The sequence below is a fragment of the Paraburkholderia phymatum STM815 genome, from assembly GCF_000020045.1.
Lineage (GTDB): Bacteria > Pseudomonadota > Gammaproteobacteria > Burkholderiales > Burkholderiaceae > Paraburkholderia > Paraburkholderia phymatum.
The window spans coordinates 1720725-1736389 of sequence record NC_010622.1 but is presented as its reverse complement, the minus strand read 5'-3'; the positions used below and the strand labels follow the sequence as shown (position 1 = coordinate 1736389).

13 protein-coding genes are annotated in these 15665 nt (G+C 63.0%); 11 read left to right on the top strand and 2 right to left on the bottom strand.

Annotated features, from left to right (window positions below; genetic code table 11):
• Positions 1 to 30 precede the first annotated feature (30 nt).
• From BPHY_RS07830 to BPHY_RS07780, 11 genes are all read left to right on the top strand, one after another.
• Positions 31 to 1308, top strand: coding sequence for a Zn-dependent hydrolase (locus tag BPHY_RS07830; protein WP_012400930.1), 1278 nt, complete (start codon positions 31 to 33; stop codon positions 1306 to 1308).
• A 115-nt stretch (positions 1309 to 1423) separates the two neighbouring features.
• Positions 1424 to 2773: an NAD(P)-dependent oxidoreductase gene (locus tag BPHY_RS07825; RefSeq protein WP_012400929.1), complete on the top strand. Its 1350-nt coding sequence runs from the start codon at positions 1424 to 1426 to the stop codon at positions 2771 to 2773.
• 49 nt (positions 2774 to 2822) lie between these two features.
• A complete protein-coding gene (gene preA, locus BPHY_RS07820) occupies positions 2823 to 4133 on the top strand; it encodes an NAD-dependent dihydropyrimidine dehydrogenase subunit PreA (protein WP_012400928.1) in 1311 nt (436 codons plus the stop codon).
• A 57-nt stretch (positions 4134 to 4190) separates the two neighbouring features.
• Positions 4191 to 5702 (top strand): NCS1 family nucleobase:cation symporter-1, encoded by a 1512-nt coding sequence (locus tag BPHY_RS07815; protein ID WP_012400927.1) that lies wholly within the window; start codon positions 4191 to 4193, stop codon positions 5700 to 5702.
• Positions 5703 to 5734: 32 nt separating this feature from the next.
• Complete coding sequence (gene hydA, locus BPHY_RS07810) at positions 5735 to 7186, top strand: dihydropyrimidinase (protein WP_012400926.1); 1452 nt, start codon at positions 5735 to 5737, stop codon at positions 7184 to 7186.
• A gap of 480 nt (positions 7187 to 7666) precedes the next feature.
• Positions 7667 to 8449, top strand: coding sequence for an amino acid ABC transporter substrate-binding protein (locus tag BPHY_RS07805; protein ID WP_012400925.1), 783 nt, complete (start codon positions 7667 to 7669; stop codon positions 8447 to 8449).
• A gap of 21 nt (positions 8450 to 8470) precedes the next feature.
• Positions 8471 to 9148 (top strand): ABC transporter permease subunit, encoded by a 678-nt coding sequence (locus BPHY_RS07800; protein ID WP_012400924.1) that lies wholly within the window; start codon positions 8471 to 8473, stop codon positions 9146 to 9148.
• 3 nt (positions 9149 to 9151) lie between these two features.
• Entirely contained in the window at positions 9152 to 9919 is a 768-nt protein-coding gene (locus BPHY_RS07795) for an amino acid ABC transporter ATP-binding protein (RefSeq protein WP_012400923.1), read from the top strand.
• Positions 9920 to 10047: 128 nt separating this feature from the next.
• Positions 10048 to 10494 (top strand): hypothetical protein, encoded by a 447-nt coding sequence (locus tag BPHY_RS07790; RefSeq protein WP_041763437.1) that lies wholly within the window; start codon positions 10048 to 10050, stop codon positions 10492 to 10494.
• A 129-nt stretch (positions 10495 to 10623) separates the two neighbouring features.
• A complete protein-coding gene (locus tag BPHY_RS07785; protein WP_012400921.1) occupies positions 10624 to 10854 on the top strand; it encodes a hypothetical protein in 231 nt (76 codons plus the stop codon).
• A gap of 385 nt (positions 10855 to 11239) precedes the next feature.
• A complete protein-coding gene (locus BPHY_RS07780) occupies positions 11240 to 13447 on the top strand; it encodes a YadA family autotransporter adhesin (protein WP_012400920.1) in 2208 nt (735 codons plus the stop codon).
• A 92-nt stretch (positions 13448 to 13539) separates the two neighbouring features.
• Here the strand turns inward: BPHY_RS07780 and BPHY_RS07775 are convergent, their stop codons facing one another.
• Together BPHY_RS07775 and BPHY_RS07770 are read right to left on the bottom strand one after the other, a co-directional pair.
• Complete coding sequence (locus BPHY_RS07775) at positions 13540 to 14865, bottom strand: DUF3443 domain-containing protein (protein ID WP_012400919.1); 1326 nt, start codon at positions 14863 to 14865, stop codon at positions 13540 to 13542.
• Between the two features lie 10 nt (positions 14866 to 14875).
• A complete protein-coding gene (locus tag BPHY_RS07770; protein WP_012400918.1) occupies positions 14876 to 15355 on the bottom strand; it encodes a DUF2844 domain-containing protein in 480 nt (159 codons plus the stop codon).
• Between the last annotated feature and the right edge of the window lie 310 nt (positions 15356 to 15665).

Below are 15665 nucleotides of genomic sequence, written 5' to 3'. Positions count from 1 at the left end.
AAAGCGTGTTGATCGAGAGGAGCAAGACGAATGAATGCGGTAACCGAAGCGTTGAAACAAGGGCTCGATACGTCGATCACGGTCAACGGCAAGCGTCTGTGGGATAGCCTGATGACGATGGCGAAGATCGGTGCGACGCAGAAGGGTGGCGTCTGCCGTCTCGCGCTCACCGATCTCGACAAGCAGGGGCGCGACCTGATCGTCAGCTGGGCGAGGGACGCGGGCTGCGCGGTGAGTGTCGATCAGATGGGCAACGTGTTCATGCGGCGCGCGGGCACGAACCCGAATGCGTTGCCCGTGGTGACGGGTTCGCACGCGGACTCGCAGCCGACGGGCGGCCGCTTCGACGGCATCTACGGCGTGCTGGGCGGCCTCGAAGTGATCCGCAGCCTGAACGACCGCAAGATCGAAACGGAGCATCCCGTCGAAGTCGTGATCTGGACCAACGAGGAAGGCTCGCGCTTCGCGCCCGCGATGGTGGCGTCGGGCGTGTTCGCGGGCGTGTTCACGCTCGACTACGGGCTCTCGCGCAAGGATGTGGACGGCAAGACGATCGGCGAGGAACTCAAGCGCATTGGCTACGCAGGCGACGTGCCGTGCGGCGGCCGTCCGTTGCATGCGGCGTTCGAGTTGCACATCGAACAGGGGCCGATACTCGAAGCCGAGAACAAGACGATCGGCGTCGTGACGGATGCGCAGGGGCAGCGCTGGTACGAAATCACGCTGACGGGTCAGGAAGCGCATGCGGGTCCGACACCGATGCCGCGCCGCAAGGATGCGCTGCTCGGCGCGGCGCGCGTCGTCGACCTCGTGAACCGCATCGGCCTCGATCATGCGCCGCTCGCATGCGCGACGGTCGGCATGATGCAGGTGCATCCGAACTCGCGCAACGTGATTCCCGGGCGTGTGTTTTTCACCGTCGATTTCCGTCATCCCGACGATGCCGTGCTTGCGAAGATGGACGCTGCGTTGCGCGACGGCGTCGCGAAGATCGCGGGCGGCATCGGTCTCGAAACGCAACTCGAACAGATCTTTTACTATGCGCCCGTCAAATTCGACGAGGCGTGCGTGAAGTCCGTGCGTGCCGCCGCCGAGCGTTTCGGTTACGCGCATCGCGACATGGTGTCGGGTGCGGGACATGACGCGTGCTATCTGTCGCAGGTCGCGCCGACATCGATGGTGTTCGTGCCGTGCGTGGACGGTATCAGTCACAACGAAATCGAAGACGCGACCCCCGAGTGGATCGAGGCGGGCGCGAACGTGTTGCTGCACGCGATGCTCGAGCGTGCCTGCGAACCCGCATCGTAAGCACTCGAAGACACTTCGAGGCTTCAACGCTGCACCCCTGCAATACGGCGCCCCGGCTTCGTTCGAGCGAAGCCGGCAGGCACGGCTACGTCCTCACTTCGTCGAAGGAAAGTATATGGCCATCAAGCAAACAGGCGACATCGCCGCGCATCGTCTGTCGCCCGACCAGCTTTCGTGTGAATTCGCCGACATTGCGCCGCTGCTCGATTCCACCGCAGCGGCCGCTGCCGCGAGCCGCTGTCACTACTGCTATGACGCGCCTTGCGTGCAGGCCTGTCCCACGCAAATCGACATCCCCAGCTTCATCCGCAAGATTGGCAACGGCAATCTGAAGGGCGCCGCAACCGACATCCTGTCCGCGAACCCATTGGGCGGCATGTGTTCGCGTGTCTGCCCGACGGAGATTCTTTGCGAAGGCGCATGCGTGCGCAATCATCAGGACGCACAGCCCGTCGCGATCGGCGCGTTGCAGCGTCATGCGACGGATTGGGCGATGGCGCACGATGCCGTGCAGTGGCAGCGTGCGCCCGACAGCGGACGTCATGTCGCCGTCGTCGGCGCGGGACCGGCGGGGCTCGCCTGTGCGCATCGCCTGGCGGTGGCGGGGCATCGCGTGACGATTTACGACGCCCGCGACAAGGGCGGCGGACTCAACGAATATGGCATCGCCGCGTACAAGACGGTCGACGGCTTCGCGCAGCGCGAAGTGCAATGGCTGCTGGCGGTGGGCGGGATCGACCTGAAAACAGGTGTTGCGCTCGGCCGTGACGTGACGCTCGATGCGCTGCGCCAGCAGCACGATGCCGTGTTTCTCGCGCTCGGTCTGACGGGCGTGCGCGCGCTCGAACTCGATGGGGAAGCGTTGGGCGGCGTGCTTGACGCCGTCGATTTCATCGAGCAGGTGCGTGAGGCGTCAGACCTCGCGACGGTTGCCGTTGGCCGCCGCGTGGTAGTGATCGGCGGCGGCAATACGGCTATCGATGCCGCGGTGCAAAGCCGCAAACTCGGCGCGACGAGCGTGACGATGGTGTACCGGCGCGGTGTCGAATCGATGAGCGCGACCTGGACCGAGCGCGAATTCGCGCAGACGCAGGGCGTGACGCTCGTCACGCATGCGAAGCCCGTGCGATTGATAGGCACCGACGGCATGGTGAGCGCAGTCGAATTCGAACGCACTGCTCGCGATGGCGCCACGGAGCGCTTCACGCTCGAGGCCGACATGGTGCTCAAGGCCATCGGCCAGACGCTGGTCGCCGTCGGCCTCGATCGCGCGCTGCTGACGTTCGATCAACACCGCATCGCAGTCGACGCGGACATGCGCACGTCACTGGACAACGTGTGGGCGGGCGGCGATTGCGCGGCGTCGGGCGGCATCGACCTGACCGTGCAAGCGGTGCAGGACGGCAAGCTCGCAGCGGCATCGATCGACGCGGCGTTCGCATTGGCCGCAGTGAAGGCGGCCTGAACGCGCCGCCCGATATCCAAGGATAAAACCGAACCCCACGGAGCCGAACATGGCCGATCTACGCTGCACGATAGCCGGCATCACGTCGCCGAATCCTTTCTGGCTCGCATCCGCGCCGCCCACTGACAAAGCCTATAACGTGAACCGCGCATTCGAAGCGGGCTGGGGCGGCGTCGTGTGGAAGACGCTCGGGCTGGATCCGCATGTGGTCAACGTCAGCTCGCGTTACGGCGCGGTGCAATGGAACGGCCAACGCATCGCAGGGCTGAACAATATCGAACTGATCACCGACCGGCCGCTCGACGTCAATCTGCGCGAGATCGCCCAGGTCAAGCGCGACTGGCCCGATCGCGCGTTGATCGTATCGCTGATGGTGCCTTGCAACGAACGCGACTGGAAATGGATCCTGCCGCTCGTCGAAGACACGGGTGCCGATGCCGTCGAACTGAACTTTGGTTGTCCGCATGGCATGAGCGAGCGCGGTATGGGCTCGGCTGTCGGCCAGGTCCCGGAATACGTGGAGATGGTCACGCGCTGGGTGAAGGAAGGCACGAAGCTGCCATGCCTCGTGAAGCTCACGCCCAACATCAGCGACATCCGCATGGGGTCGCGCGCCGCCTGGAAGGGCGGCGCGGACGGCGTGTCGCTGATCAACACGATCAATTCGATCGTCGCCGTCGATCTCGATCAGATGGCGCCGATGCCAACTGTCGACGGCAAGGGCACGCATGGCGGCTACTGCGGTCCCGCTGTGAAGCCGATCGCGCTGAACATGGTCGCCGAAATCGCGCGCGATCCGGAAACGCCGGGTCTGCCGATCTCCGGCATCGGCGGCATTTCGTCGTGGCGCGACGCCGCCGAGTTCATGGTGCTCGGCGCGGGCAGTGTACAGGTCTGCACGGCGGCCATGCATTACGGCTTTCGCATCGTGTCCGACATGGCGGACGGCCTGTCGAACTGGATGGATGAGAAGGGCTATGCGACGCTCGAGGATATCCGTGGCCGTGCCGTGCCGAACGTCACGGACTGGAAATACCTGAACCTGAAGTACGACATCAAGGCACGCATCGATCAGCACAAGTGCATTCAATGCGGCCTCTGCCATATTGCCTGTGAGGACACTTCGCATCAGGCCATCACACGCGAGAAGGACGGCAAGCGCCACTTTGAAGTGATCGATGCGCAATGCGTCGGGTGCAATCTTTGCATGCATGTGTGTCCCGTTGAGCAATGCATCACGATGGAGCGCGTCGATAGCGGCGAGTACGCGAACTGGACCACCCATCCGAACAATCCCGCACGTGTCGTGGCGGACGCGCCTGAAACGGCAGACGCACGGCACCCCGCCAAGGCAGCCTGAAAAAAGCACGCTGATAAGGGCACCCCAGTCAACGAGCGGTCAAGTGGAGAACCATCGATGAAGCAGACAGCGCAATCCGCCGACGCGTCTTACGCGGCCGGCGCGCACGGCAGCAGTCTCTATAACGACGACCTTGCGCCGACTGGCCCGGCGCAGCGCACGTGGAAGTGGTATCACTTCGCCGCGCTTTGGGTCGGCATGGTGATGAACATCGCGTCGTACATGCTCGCGGCAGGGCTGACGGAAGAGGGCATGTCGCCGTGGCAGGCGGTGTTGACCGTGCTGCTCGGGAACATGATCGTGCTGGTTCCGATGCTGCTGATCGGTCATGCGGGCGCGAAGCACGGCATTCCGTACGCGGTGCTCGTGCGTTCGTCATTCGGCACGCAGGGCGCGAAACTGCCCGCGATGTTGCGCGCGATCGTCGCGTGCGGCTGGTACGGCATCCAGACGTGGCTCGGTGGCAGCGCGATCTATACGCTGCTCAACATCCTGACGGGCAATGCGCTGCACGGCGCGGCGCTGCCGTTTCTCGACATCTCGATTGGGCAGTTCGCGTGCTTTCTCGCGTTCTGGGCGTTGCAGATTTATTTCATCGTGCATGGCACCGATTCGATTCGCTGGCTCGAAAGCTGGTCCGCGCCGATCAAGGTGGTGATGTGCATCGCGCTCGTGTGGTGGGCGACGTCCAGGGCGGGCGGCGTCGGGTCGATGCTCTCGGCGCCTTCGCAGTTCGTGCCGGGCGGCAAGAAGGAGGGCCTGTTTTGGCTCACGTTCTGGCCCGGGCTTACGGCAATGGTTGGCTTCTGGGCGACGCTTGCGTTGAATATCCCTGACTTCACGCGTTTCGCCAGGACGCAGCGGGATCAGATCGTCGGGCAGTCGATCGGCTTGCCGGTGCCGATGGCTTTGCTGTCGGTGATCTCCGTGGTCGTCACGTCGGCGACGGTTGTGATCTACGGCAAGGCGATCTGGGACCCGATCGATCTGACGAGCCGCATGACGGGTGTCGGCGTCGGCGTTGCACTCATCATCCTCACGCTCGATACGATGTGCTGCAATCTCGCGGCGAATCTTGTGGGTCCCGCGTATGATTTTTCGAGCCTCTGGCCTAAGGGAATATCGTACCGCACGGGCGGGCTGATGACGGCGGTCATTGCGATCGTGATGATGCCGTGGAAGATTCTCGCGACCACCCAAGGCTATATCTTTACGTGGCTCGTGGGTTACTCGGCGTTGCTTGGACCTGTCGCAGGCATCCTGATGGTCGATTACTTCCTCATTCGCGGCACGCGGCTCGACTCGCACGAACTTTTCGACGAACACGGCGAATACAGCTATACGGGCGGCTGGAACCTGGCAGCCGTCGCCGCGCTGGTGATCGGCGTGGTTCCGAATCTGCCCGGCTTTTTGCATACGGCGTTTCCCGCATCGTTTCCGAACGTGCCCGCATTCTTCAATACGCTCTATACCTATGCATGGTTCGTCGGACTGGCGTTGGCATCCATTGTGTATGGCACGTGGATGAAGCTGCGCCGCAATCCCGGCGCGAGCATGGCGAGTGCGTGATGTGATTCGATGTTTGACCGAGGAGGCAAGCGATGACAACTCTTATTCGCGGCGGCACGGTGATCGATGCCGACCGCACGCATAGAGCCGACGTATTGATTGCGGACCCGCAGGACGGCGGCACGATCCTGCAGGTCGATCGCACGATCGAGCCGCCCGCGGGTGCGCGCATCGTTGACGCTCACGATCAGTATGTGATGCCGGGCGGCATCGATCCGCACACGCACATGGAACTGCCTTTCATGGGCACGACGGCGAGCGACGACTTCTACACGGGCACGGCGGCGGGGCTGTCGGGCGGCACGACGAGCATCATCGACTTCGTGATTCCGAGCCCGAAGCAGCCGCTGATGGACGCATTTAATGAATGGCGCGGCTGGGCGGAAAAGGCATCGGCCGATTATGGCTTTCATGTGGCTGTGACGTGGTGGGACGACTCCGTGTATCGCGACATGGGCACGCTCGTCAACGAGCATGGCGTGTCGAGCTTCAAGCACTTCATGGCCTACAAGAACGCGATCATGGCTGACGACGAAGTGCTCGTGAACAGCTTCTCGCGTTCGCTAGAACTCGGTGCGCTGCCGACTGTGCATGCGGAAAACGGCGAGCTCGTATTCCAGTTGCAGAAGCAGCTATTGGCGAAGGGTTTCAGGGGGCCGGAGGCGCATCCGCTGTCGCGTCCGCCCGAAGTGGAGGGCGAGGCCGCGAATCGCGCGATCCGCATTGCGCAAGTGCTCGGCGTGCCCGTGTACATCGTGCATGTGTCATCGAGAGAAGCGGTCGAAGCGATTTCACGCGCGCGCAACGAAGGCCAGCGCGTATTTGGGGAGGTGCTGCCGGGGCATCTTGTGATCGACGAAAGCGTATATCGCGATCCCGACTGGACGCGTGCCGCCGCGCACGTGATGAGTCCGCCGTTTCGCACGCGCGAGCATCGCGAGGCGCTATGGCGCGGCTTGCAAGCGGGCCAGTTGCATACGACGGCCACCGATCATTGTGTGTTCTGCGCGTCCCAGAAGGCGATGGGGCGCGAGGATTTCACGAAGATTCCGAACGGGTGCGGTGGGATTGAAGACCGGATGTCGGTGTTGTGGCATGAGGGCGTGAATCAAGGGCGCGTTACACCGAATGAGTTCGTTCGTATTACGTCTGCGAATGCTGCCCAGATTTTCAATCTTTATCCCCGCAAGGGCGCTGTGCAGGCCGGTGCGGACGCGGATCTTGTTATCTGGGATCCGGCTGCGACGAAGACCATTTCTGTGAAGACGCATCATCAGAAGGTCGACTTCAATGTGTTCGAAGGGATGACGGTGCAAGGCGCGGCCATGCATACCTTTGCGCGTGGGGCGCACGTGTGGGCCGATGGCGATCTTCGCGCACAGCGCGGCGCTGGGCAGTATTTGAGGCGTCCGCCCAATGCAGCTTATTACGACGCCGTGCGTGTCGTTAATCGGCTTAGGGAGCCGCATCCCGTAGAGCGGTAACGTTTGTGCTTGACGGCGGCTGCTTGATGCTTTTTTGTCTGCGACGTAGTGGCCGCGCCTGGTTTTTTGTTGGCATCCGCGATTTGCCTTCGTTGTTCAGGCGTTGCCCCGCACGGGGGCAACGCTAGAAAAACCAGAAGCAAACCGCGGATGCCAGCGAGCAGGAAGCCGGCCACACACACCGCGCACGCCAGCGCAAATAGCCAACCGGCAAGGCGCCGCCAGCGGAAACCGGAACCCTACGACAGCGGAAACCCGAATCCCACGACTAAAAGCACCCCCATCCACAACCCCGTATACTTACGTATTTCGTCCCGGCATATTCCCCCGCAGCATATTCATAAAGCTTGAAATGCGTTGTGGAAATAAAGCCCGTTTGCTACAGTCCGCCGACGCAACCGGACGCATAGTCCGGGAGAACCGGACGCACAGCCCCTGGAACACCGGACAAACACATAACGAACCTCGGAGCCCACCCTTATGAAGTCGATTCGATCCCTTCTGCTGATTGGCCTGCTGCAGGTCGCGACGGCGACGGCCGCGTTCGCCGCCGACGACCTCGCGAAGATCAAGTCCGCCGGCGCCCTCAAGATCGGCACGGAAGGCACCTACGCGCCGTTCACATACCACGACGCGTCCAACCAGCTCACGGGCTTCGACGTCGAGATCGGCCGTGCGATCGCGCAAAAGCTGGGTGTCAAGGCCGAGTTCATCGAAGGCAAGTGGGACGGCCTTATCGCCGGTCTCGACGCTAACCGCTACGACGCCGTGATCAACGAAGTGGCCGTCACCGACGCGCGCAAGCAGAAGTACGACTTCTCGGAGCCGTACATCGTGTCGCACGCAGCGCTGATCGTGCGCTCGGACAACAGCTCGATCAAGGGTTTCGACGACCTGAAGGGCAAGAAGTCGGCCAACACGCTGACCAGCAACTTCGGCAAGATCGCGGCCGCACACGGCGCAGAAGTGGTCCCTGTGCAGGGCTTCAACGAATCGATCGACCTGCTGACCTCGGGCCGCGTCGACGCAACGGTCAACGACTCGCTGTCGTTCCTCGACTTCAAGAAGCACAAGCCGGACGCGAAGGTGAAGATCGCCGCGGTCGAAACGGCATCGGATAGCTCCGACCACTCGGCCGTGCTGATCCGCAAGGGCAACCCTGAACTGCAGGCCGCCATCAACAAGGCGCTGGCAGAAATCAAGGCCGACGGTACGTACGCGAAGATCTCCGAGAAGTACTTCGGCAAAGACGTTTCCAAGTAAGCACGAAGGCGAGCCTGAATCATGCCTGCCTGGTTGCATCTGATGGGTGAATCGCTGTGGCCGCTGCTTTATGCGGGCCTGGTGTTCACCGTGCCGTTGACGCTCGTGTCGTTTGGAATCGGGATCGCGCTCGCGTTCATCGTCGCCCTGATCCGGCTGTTCGGACCAAACTGGTCCGTGGCGATCGTGCGCTTCTACGTGTGGCTGTTTCGCGGCTCGCCGCTGCTGGTCCAGCTGTTCGTCATCTTCTATGGGTTGCCGAATGTCGGGATCGTGCTCGACCCGCTGACGGCCGCGATCATCGGCTTTTCGTTGAATGTCGGTGCGTACAATTCCGAAGTGATTCGCGGGGTGATCGAATCGATTCCGAAGGGACAGTGGGAAGCCGCGTATTCGATGGGCATGACGCGCGCGCAGGCGCTACGCCGCGCGATCCTGCCGCAGGCGGCGCGCGTCGCATTGCCGCCGCTGTCGAACTCGTTCATCGCGCTCGTGAAAGATACGTCGCTTGCCGCTGTGCTGACGGTGCCGGAGATTTTTCAGGCCGCGCAGCGCATTGCATCGGTGACGTACGAGCCGCTCATTCTCTACACGGAAGCCGCGCTGATCTATCTGGTGTTCAGCTCGGTGCTGTCGTCCGCGCAGGTGCGCCTGGAGCGCCGCTTCGGCCGTCACGCGCTTTTCACGTCGGGTAACTGAACGATGATCCGCCTCGAAAAAATCGAAAAGTATTTCGGCGATCATCGCGTGCTGAACAGCGTCGATCTCAGGCTCGAACAGGGCAACGTGACCGCGCTGATCGGACCGTCGGGCAGTGGCAAGAGCACGCTGCTGCGTTGTGTGAACCTGCTCGAAATACCCGAAGCCGGATCGCTGGAACTTGGCGATCAGGGAATCCGGTTCAGCCGCGTGGAAAAGCCGTCGAAGGAAGCCGTGCTCGCGATCCGCCGCCGCACGGGGATGGTGTTCCAGAATTTCCAGTTGTTCCCGCATCGTACGGTGATCGAGAACGTGATGGAAGGGCTCATCACCGTGCAGAAGTGGGACCGCGAACGCGCCCGCGTGCGCGCGCTCGAACTGCTGGAGAAGGTCGGTATCGCGCACAAGGCCGATGCGTGGCCCGTCACGCTGTCGGGCGGGCAGCAGCAGCGCGTCGCAATTGCACGCGCGCTCGCGCCTTCGCCGGAAGTGCTGCTGTGTGACGAGCCGACGTCCGCGCTCGATCCCGGCCTCGCCGCCGAAGTGGTCGAAGTGCTGCGCCAACTCGCGAAAGAAGGCATGACCATGCTGATGGCGACGCATGACTTGCGGCTCGCGGCGTCGATCGCGCGCAATGTGGTGTTTCTGAGCAACGGCTCGATCGTCGAGCAAGGCCACTCGCGCGACATCTTCACGCGGCCGCGCCAGCCGGAAACGGCGAGCTTCGTGTCGACACTCACGCACAGCTTGCCGGATAGCTGGGAAGACTGATCGCACTTCGCGTATGAGTCGCTTCGAGGGCGCCCCCGGGCGGCCTTTGCTTTGCGCGTCGCCAAGCGCCCCTGCTCGCGGCTGCGAGCCAGGCTACAATGGCCGTCGCCCAGAATTCCGGAACATCGATGAAGACCCGCACTCCTGTTATCGCATGCTGCTTGCTCGCCGCCGCCTTGTCCGCGGGATGCGCGGCCGTGTACAAGGACCCGGGTGCGTGCGAGCAGACGATGCGGGAGTCGGCGAAGGAACTCTCCGCTGAGGACACGCTGAAGGTGCTGCACACGGGCACGTCGATTCACGGCAGCCGGGTCGTCGTCGAAGGCACGCTGGAGCATCCGCAGACCGCGTCCGAAGCGGCCGTCGCCAAGGCGCCGAATACCAACATCCTCGAAGCGGGCCTGCTTGCACCCGTCACGGCAGCGATCGAAAAGTCCAGGCCGCACAAGACGGTGGTGGCCGCGGCAGTCGAGTGCACGTACGACGCGAACGGCCAGACCGGCTTCCGCTGGCTCGCGCCCGCGCGCCTCGTGAAAGACTCGACGAAGAGCGACGAAACGCCTTCCGACGAATGATCTGAGCGGTGCCGCAACGCGCGGCGCCTTACCGGTGCGATGATGCAGCACGCATGCTGCAACGCACGGGCAGCCCGACAACCCTCATGCTAGGATTTCTGCGTGCAACGCAGAGGTCAGGAGGGCAGCATGGACGGCTTCGTCAGACATCAGATCGAAGGCGCATCCGTCGATATCGACGTGGTCCCTGTCACGCCACGCGGCTACTGCGCACGCTTTCGCATTTTCCGCAACGCCGCCGACAAGCCGGAATGGCACCAGGTCCACGTATCCGGCAGTGTGTTCGATACCCCCGAGCAAGCCGAGGAGGCCGCGCGTTCGATGGCGCTCGAACAGGTGCTCGCCGGCGGCGGATCGTAGCACTGTGGCCTGGCGCAGCCGCAGGAACGTGCTGCGCGTGGCTCTGTCCGTCGGTGCCCTCGCCCCTGAATCGCGCTTTTCTCCCATCCACTTTCTCGTTGCCCGACACCGCGTGTCGGCGCGCATGCTGAGCCGCGCTCGCTAATCGAACGATCCCGACTTTGGGAGTTTTCTTGTATTGACGGCCGCGTCGTCTCCGTAGGATTTGCCTGTCGTAACCGACATCGAAGAAGTGACGGTACGTAGGAGGCATCCCCGCGGGACGTGGGCGCCGTCGTGCATCGAATACCGCGTCCAATATGATTCGGTATACGAAGCAATGGCTCTCTAAGCCGGGCGGTGCCGCGTTTTGGGGAGAGCAGTGGTTTTCGTATCAAGGTTTTCGATGAGCAATTTGCAGAGCGGACTGGCGGTCAAGCGTGGGCGGACGTTTTCGTCATATGGTCGCCGTGACGGGCGGCCAATGCATAATGGGTGCGTCGGCATGGCCGTCGCCGTCAGTCTTGGGGCAATAGCATGGTCGCCGGCCGCACTCGCGGCTTCCGTCACCGACTACATTGCAGTGAGCACTAACGTCATGGCGGGTACGCCGACACAGGTTTCGAACGACCTCAACGCGATGGCCATCGGCCCGTCTGCGAACGCGTCGGGCAGCAATGCGCTCTCAGTCGGGGCGGGTGCTGCCGCGAGCCGCATGGGATCGACGGCGGTGGGCTCGCGTACCGCGGCATTGGGCATCAATTCGACGGTGATCGGTTACAGCGCGTCGACGGGTTTCAATGCGGACCGGGCGGTGTCGATTGGTTACATGGCGTCTGCTGACGGAGCGGATTCGCTCGCGTTCGGCTCGATGTCGATGGCGGGCGGCCAACGTTCCCTCGCGATCGGGGTCAACGCATTCACGAGCACGGCCGGCGCGGACGGACTGGCGCTCGGGTCCGGCAGCCAGGTGGTCGCGAATGGCGCCGTCGCATTGGGCGCGGGCGCGAAGGCTGACCGCGCGAACACGGTGTCGGTGGGCAATGCGACGCAGCAGCGCCAGATCGTCAATGTTGCAGCGGGAACGGCCGATACGGACGCCGTCAACGTCAGCCAGTTGCGCGGTGCCGTGTCTTCCGGGCTGGCGGACGCGGTGATGTACGACTCGTCGGCGCATGACAGCGTGACGCTGGGCGGTGCGACAGCGGGCGCGGCTGTACACCTCGGCAACGTGGCCAATGGCGCCGTCGATGCTGCCAGCCACGACGCGATCAACGGCAGTCAACTGCATGGCCTCAGCACGAGCGTGGCTTCGGCGCTCGGTGGCGGTGCATCGGTCGCGGCGGACGGCACGGTCGTCGCACCGAGCTATCGGGTGGGCGGCAGTGTGTTTCGCAATGTCGGCGACGCGCTCGGTAATCTCGACGGCCGGGTCGCGAGCAACACCAGCGCGATCAACGACCTGAACGTCGCGCTCGGCAATGTGATCAGCAACGGCATTGAGCCGCGCTTCTTCCGTGCCAATTCAACGCTTGCCGATTCGCTTGCGACGGGCGCGGATTCCGTTGCGATCGGCGGCGGCGCGCAAGCTGCGTTTTCGAATTCGGTCGCGCTCGGCGCCAACGCGGTGGCCGATCGGGCCAATGCAGTATCGGTCGGCTCGGCGGGGAGCGAGCGGCAGATCACGCATGTTGCCGCGGGCACGGCCGACACCGACGCCGTCAACGTTGCGCAGTTGAAGCAGTCTGGACTGATCGACGGCAATGGTCAGGTAGCGAGCGCAGTGGTGTATGACAGCGCGAGCGGACAGGTTGATTACACGAGCGTGACGTTAGGACACGGCGTCGCGGGCGGCACGGCGATCCACAATCTTGCTGATGGCGTACTGGCGAGCGACGCAGTCAACCTCGGGCAGTTGACGGATGCGATCAATCAGGTCACTAACGCGCAGGTTCCGGGTGTGCCTACGCCATTCGTAAGCGCGAACGGGGACGCGACGGCGGAAGCGGCGTCTGCAACGGGCACGCACGCGACCGCAGTTGGGCCGGCCGCGGTCGCACACGGCGATCAGGCGACGGCGCTCGGCGGCGGTGCGCAGGCCAGCGCTACGGCAGCGACCGCCATCGGCTCGCTGGCTGCCGCGAACGGCGCCAACACGACGGCATTAGGCGCGGGCAGCCAGGCGCTTGCCAATGGCGCAGTCGCATTAGGTGCAGGCTCGGTCGCAGACCGTGCGAATACAGTATCGGTCGGTCAGGCAGGCAGCGAGCGGCAGATCGTTAACGTTGCGCCGGGTACACATGGCACGGATGCCGTCAACCTGAACCAGTTGAACGCCGCCGTCGATCAGACCTATCAGTCGATTCATGATCTGGACAGAAGCACGCGCAAGGGCATCGCGTCCGCTTCGGCTTTGCAGATCGTTACGCCCTATTTGCCGGGACGTACGACACTCAATGCCGGTGTCGCCGGTTACCGCGGGCAGGCGGCATTCGGGTTGGGCGTATCGCGCTGGAATGAGAAGGGGACGATCAATCTCAATGCGGGCGTAGCGTCGTCTGGCAGCAACAGCACGGTTGTGCGTGCAGGGATCGGTATCGTGCTTGGCAACTGATCACGGCTGGAAAGCTGGCGTGGTGTCTCGGGATAGCACGCCAGCGTTCGTAGGAAGACCGATCGGAAGCGCGTGTTAATTTCCGTGCATGCTCAAAACGCGTAATACGGTCCCCGGCCAGCGGATGTCTGCCGCGATTCGATCGCAGTGTAGACGCGGCGGCCGAAGAAGAACGGCAGTCCCCAGTCGAACGCGCTTGAAGGTCCGCCAAGGTTATCGAACGCGTAGTTTTGTGTCGCGAACAGGGTTTGCGCATTGGCGATCGAAAAAGCCCGCGATGCCGATGCACCGTCGGTCCCCGTTAGCGTTGCCGTCAGCATTTGCGTCGACGTGGGGCACCACCAGAAACCGCAACGCGTGAGCGTCGTACTCGGGAAGAACAGGCCATTGGACCCGCTATCGATAAAGCTCTGCGAATTCAGCTGCCCATCGAGAGCCGTTGTCACGTAGCCCGTGATGCTGTTGGCTTTCAGGACAGTCGCGTTGCCAAGCATGTTGTTGGCCTGCGTGCCAATGCCGAAAATCATCGATCCATTGACGGTCGCCGCGCCGTTTGGTCCGACGGCGGGCAGGTCGATTACGACGCCGTTGTTGTCGAGCGCAAATCGGCTGACGGGATTGGTCACCTGTTGACCGAGCGGCTGGGTGGTCGACGTGCATCCGCCGGTGATGTCGCACGCGTAGTACCAACGAGGCACGGCCGACGCGGTGCAGGCACCGCCGCAATCAGCCGAGAACAGGCCGATGCCGAGAATGCCGTTCACGCGCAGCGCGCTGGGTGTCATCATCGGCAGGCCAGACGCGGCGCAGTCGGACGGGACGGTGGGAGTCGTCAAATCGCCGATCACCTGGATCGAAATGCCGGCGGCAAGCTGGCCAGCCATGCGGACATCGGCGGTGCGGACGGCGCCCCACGTGAAGCCGGTACCGAACACGCTGCATTCGGCGCTGATCGTATTTGTCGTTCCCGCAGGCGTGGCGGCGGAGACGGCCGGTAAAGCAACACTGGCGGGCAGTTGCGATGCGAGTACGCGTAAGCCCTGCGAGCCGGTGTCCACCTGCACGTTATCGATCGTGACGCAATTGGTGGAGGCGGGCGCGCAGATCGTCACGCTCGTCGTGAGCAAGTTCCGGGTCTGCGTGGGCGTCGAGGCGACTGTTATCGCGTGGACGTTCGGGGTCGTCGATTGCGGCACCGTCGCGGCGGTCGCGCTGTCGGCTACGGGTGCGCTGGCCGTGGGCGTGCCGCTGGCGGCGGGTGACGCGGGTGTTGTTGGAGACGAAGTTCCGGCGCTACTCGATGTGTCCGATGAGTTGCCGCCGCCGCATCCCTCCAGCGCAAGGGGCACAGCGAGCACGATGAGCGCCATCAAGATGTGCTGCGCCAATCGGACTGCGTATGTCGGAGCGTGGGTCATCGTGGTCTCGTCAGCGCAGATCGGCGAGCGAAAAGCCGCTCGGAACGGCGGCGGGCAGCCACGCGCGGCCTACATAGCTACGCATCTGTCCGCCCGACTCGACGACGATGTCCGGCTGATCGACCCGCGAGGCGTGAAGATAGCCGAATGCGCCGAGTTGCGTTGCCGCTTTCGCCCGATATCGCTCTGCATACCGACCCAGCAATCGCGCGAGGTCGGGCATGGTCGGGCCTTGCCATGCGTAGGCGAAGACGTAGCCATCGCAGGTGGCGTACTCCCTGATGGTCGTGCCGCCTGCATCGACCGTTGCTCTTATCCTGACCGTGCCGGATGGCACCGCACGCTGTGTGCAATTTTCATTGACTGGCAGGGTGGTCACCGTGCCGCCGAGTTCTGCACGTGCATCACGCGCAGTCAGCGCATTTGCGCACAACACAAATGCGGCCGAAGTAGCGATAACGACAATGCGATGCGGGTCGATCAGTGTCATGCTGCGCCTCTCAGAAGGCTCTCGAACGTTTTTGAGATCGTTTTTTCAAGATATCACCGGGGTTTTGAGACACCATTCGTCGAACCGCAATGTGCGGGAAGTTATCTCAAAAGAGAAAAGCCGTTTTGGTGCGATTATTCGATCAAACTCAATGAGTTAAGTGCCTAACAATTGCCCTTTCGGAGAATTGGGAAAACGTGGCCAATCGTTAATTTTTCGGTCGATAGATGGCCTGAAATGCCAGCGTGCCGATTCATTGTGAGATGATGCGGGCGGTTTTTGCGGCGCGGGGCCGGCATGCGCCGAAGTC

Bases quoted from the DNA above. Each gene is read 5' to 3' on its own strand.
- BPHY_RS07830 (WP_012400930.1), top strand. From the start codon at position 31: ATGAATGCGGTAACCGAAGCGTTGAAACAAGGGCTCGATACGTCGATC.
- BPHY_RS07825 (WP_012400929.1), top strand. From the start codon at position 1,424: ATGGCCATCAAGCAAACAGGCGACATCGCCGCGCATCGTCTGTCGCCC.
- preA (WP_012400928.1), top strand. From the start codon at position 2,823: ATGGCCGATCTACGCTGCACGATAGCCGGCATCACGTCGCCGAATCCT.
- BPHY_RS07815 (WP_012400927.1), top strand. From the start codon at position 4,191: ATGAAGCAGACAGCGCAATCCGCCGACGCGTCTTACGCGGCCGGCGCG.
- hydA (WP_012400926.1), top strand. From the start codon at position 5,735: ATGACAACTCTTATTCGCGGCGGCACGGTGATCGATGCCGACCGCACG.
- BPHY_RS07805 (WP_012400925.1), top strand. From the start codon at position 7,667: ATGAAGTCGATTCGATCCCTTCTGCTGATTGGCCTGCTGCAGGTCGCG.
- BPHY_RS07800 (WP_012400924.1), top strand. From the start codon at position 8,471: ATGCCTGCCTGGTTGCATCTGATGGGTGAATCGCTGTGGCCGCTGCTT.
- BPHY_RS07795 (WP_012400923.1), top strand. From the start codon at position 9,152: ATGATCCGCCTCGAAAAAATCGAAAAGTATTTCGGCGATCATCGCGTG.
- BPHY_RS07790 (WP_041763437.1), top strand. From the start codon at position 10,048: ATGAAGACCCGCACTCCTGTTATCGCATGCTGCTTGCTCGCCGCCGCC.
- BPHY_RS07785 (WP_012400921.1), top strand. From the start codon at position 10,624: ATGGACGGCTTCGTCAGACATCAGATCGAAGGCGCATCCGTCGATATC.
- BPHY_RS07780 (WP_012400920.1), top strand. From the start codon at position 11,240: ATGAGCAATTTGCAGAGCGGACTGGCGGTCAAGCGTGGGCGGACGTTT.
- BPHY_RS07775 (WP_012400919.1), bottom strand. From the start codon at position 14,865: ATGACCCACGCTCCGACATACGCAGTCCGATTGGCGCAGCACATCTTG.
- BPHY_RS07770 (WP_012400918.1), bottom strand. From the start codon at position 15,355: ATGACACTGATCGACCCGCATCGCATTGTCGTTATCGCTACTTCGGCC.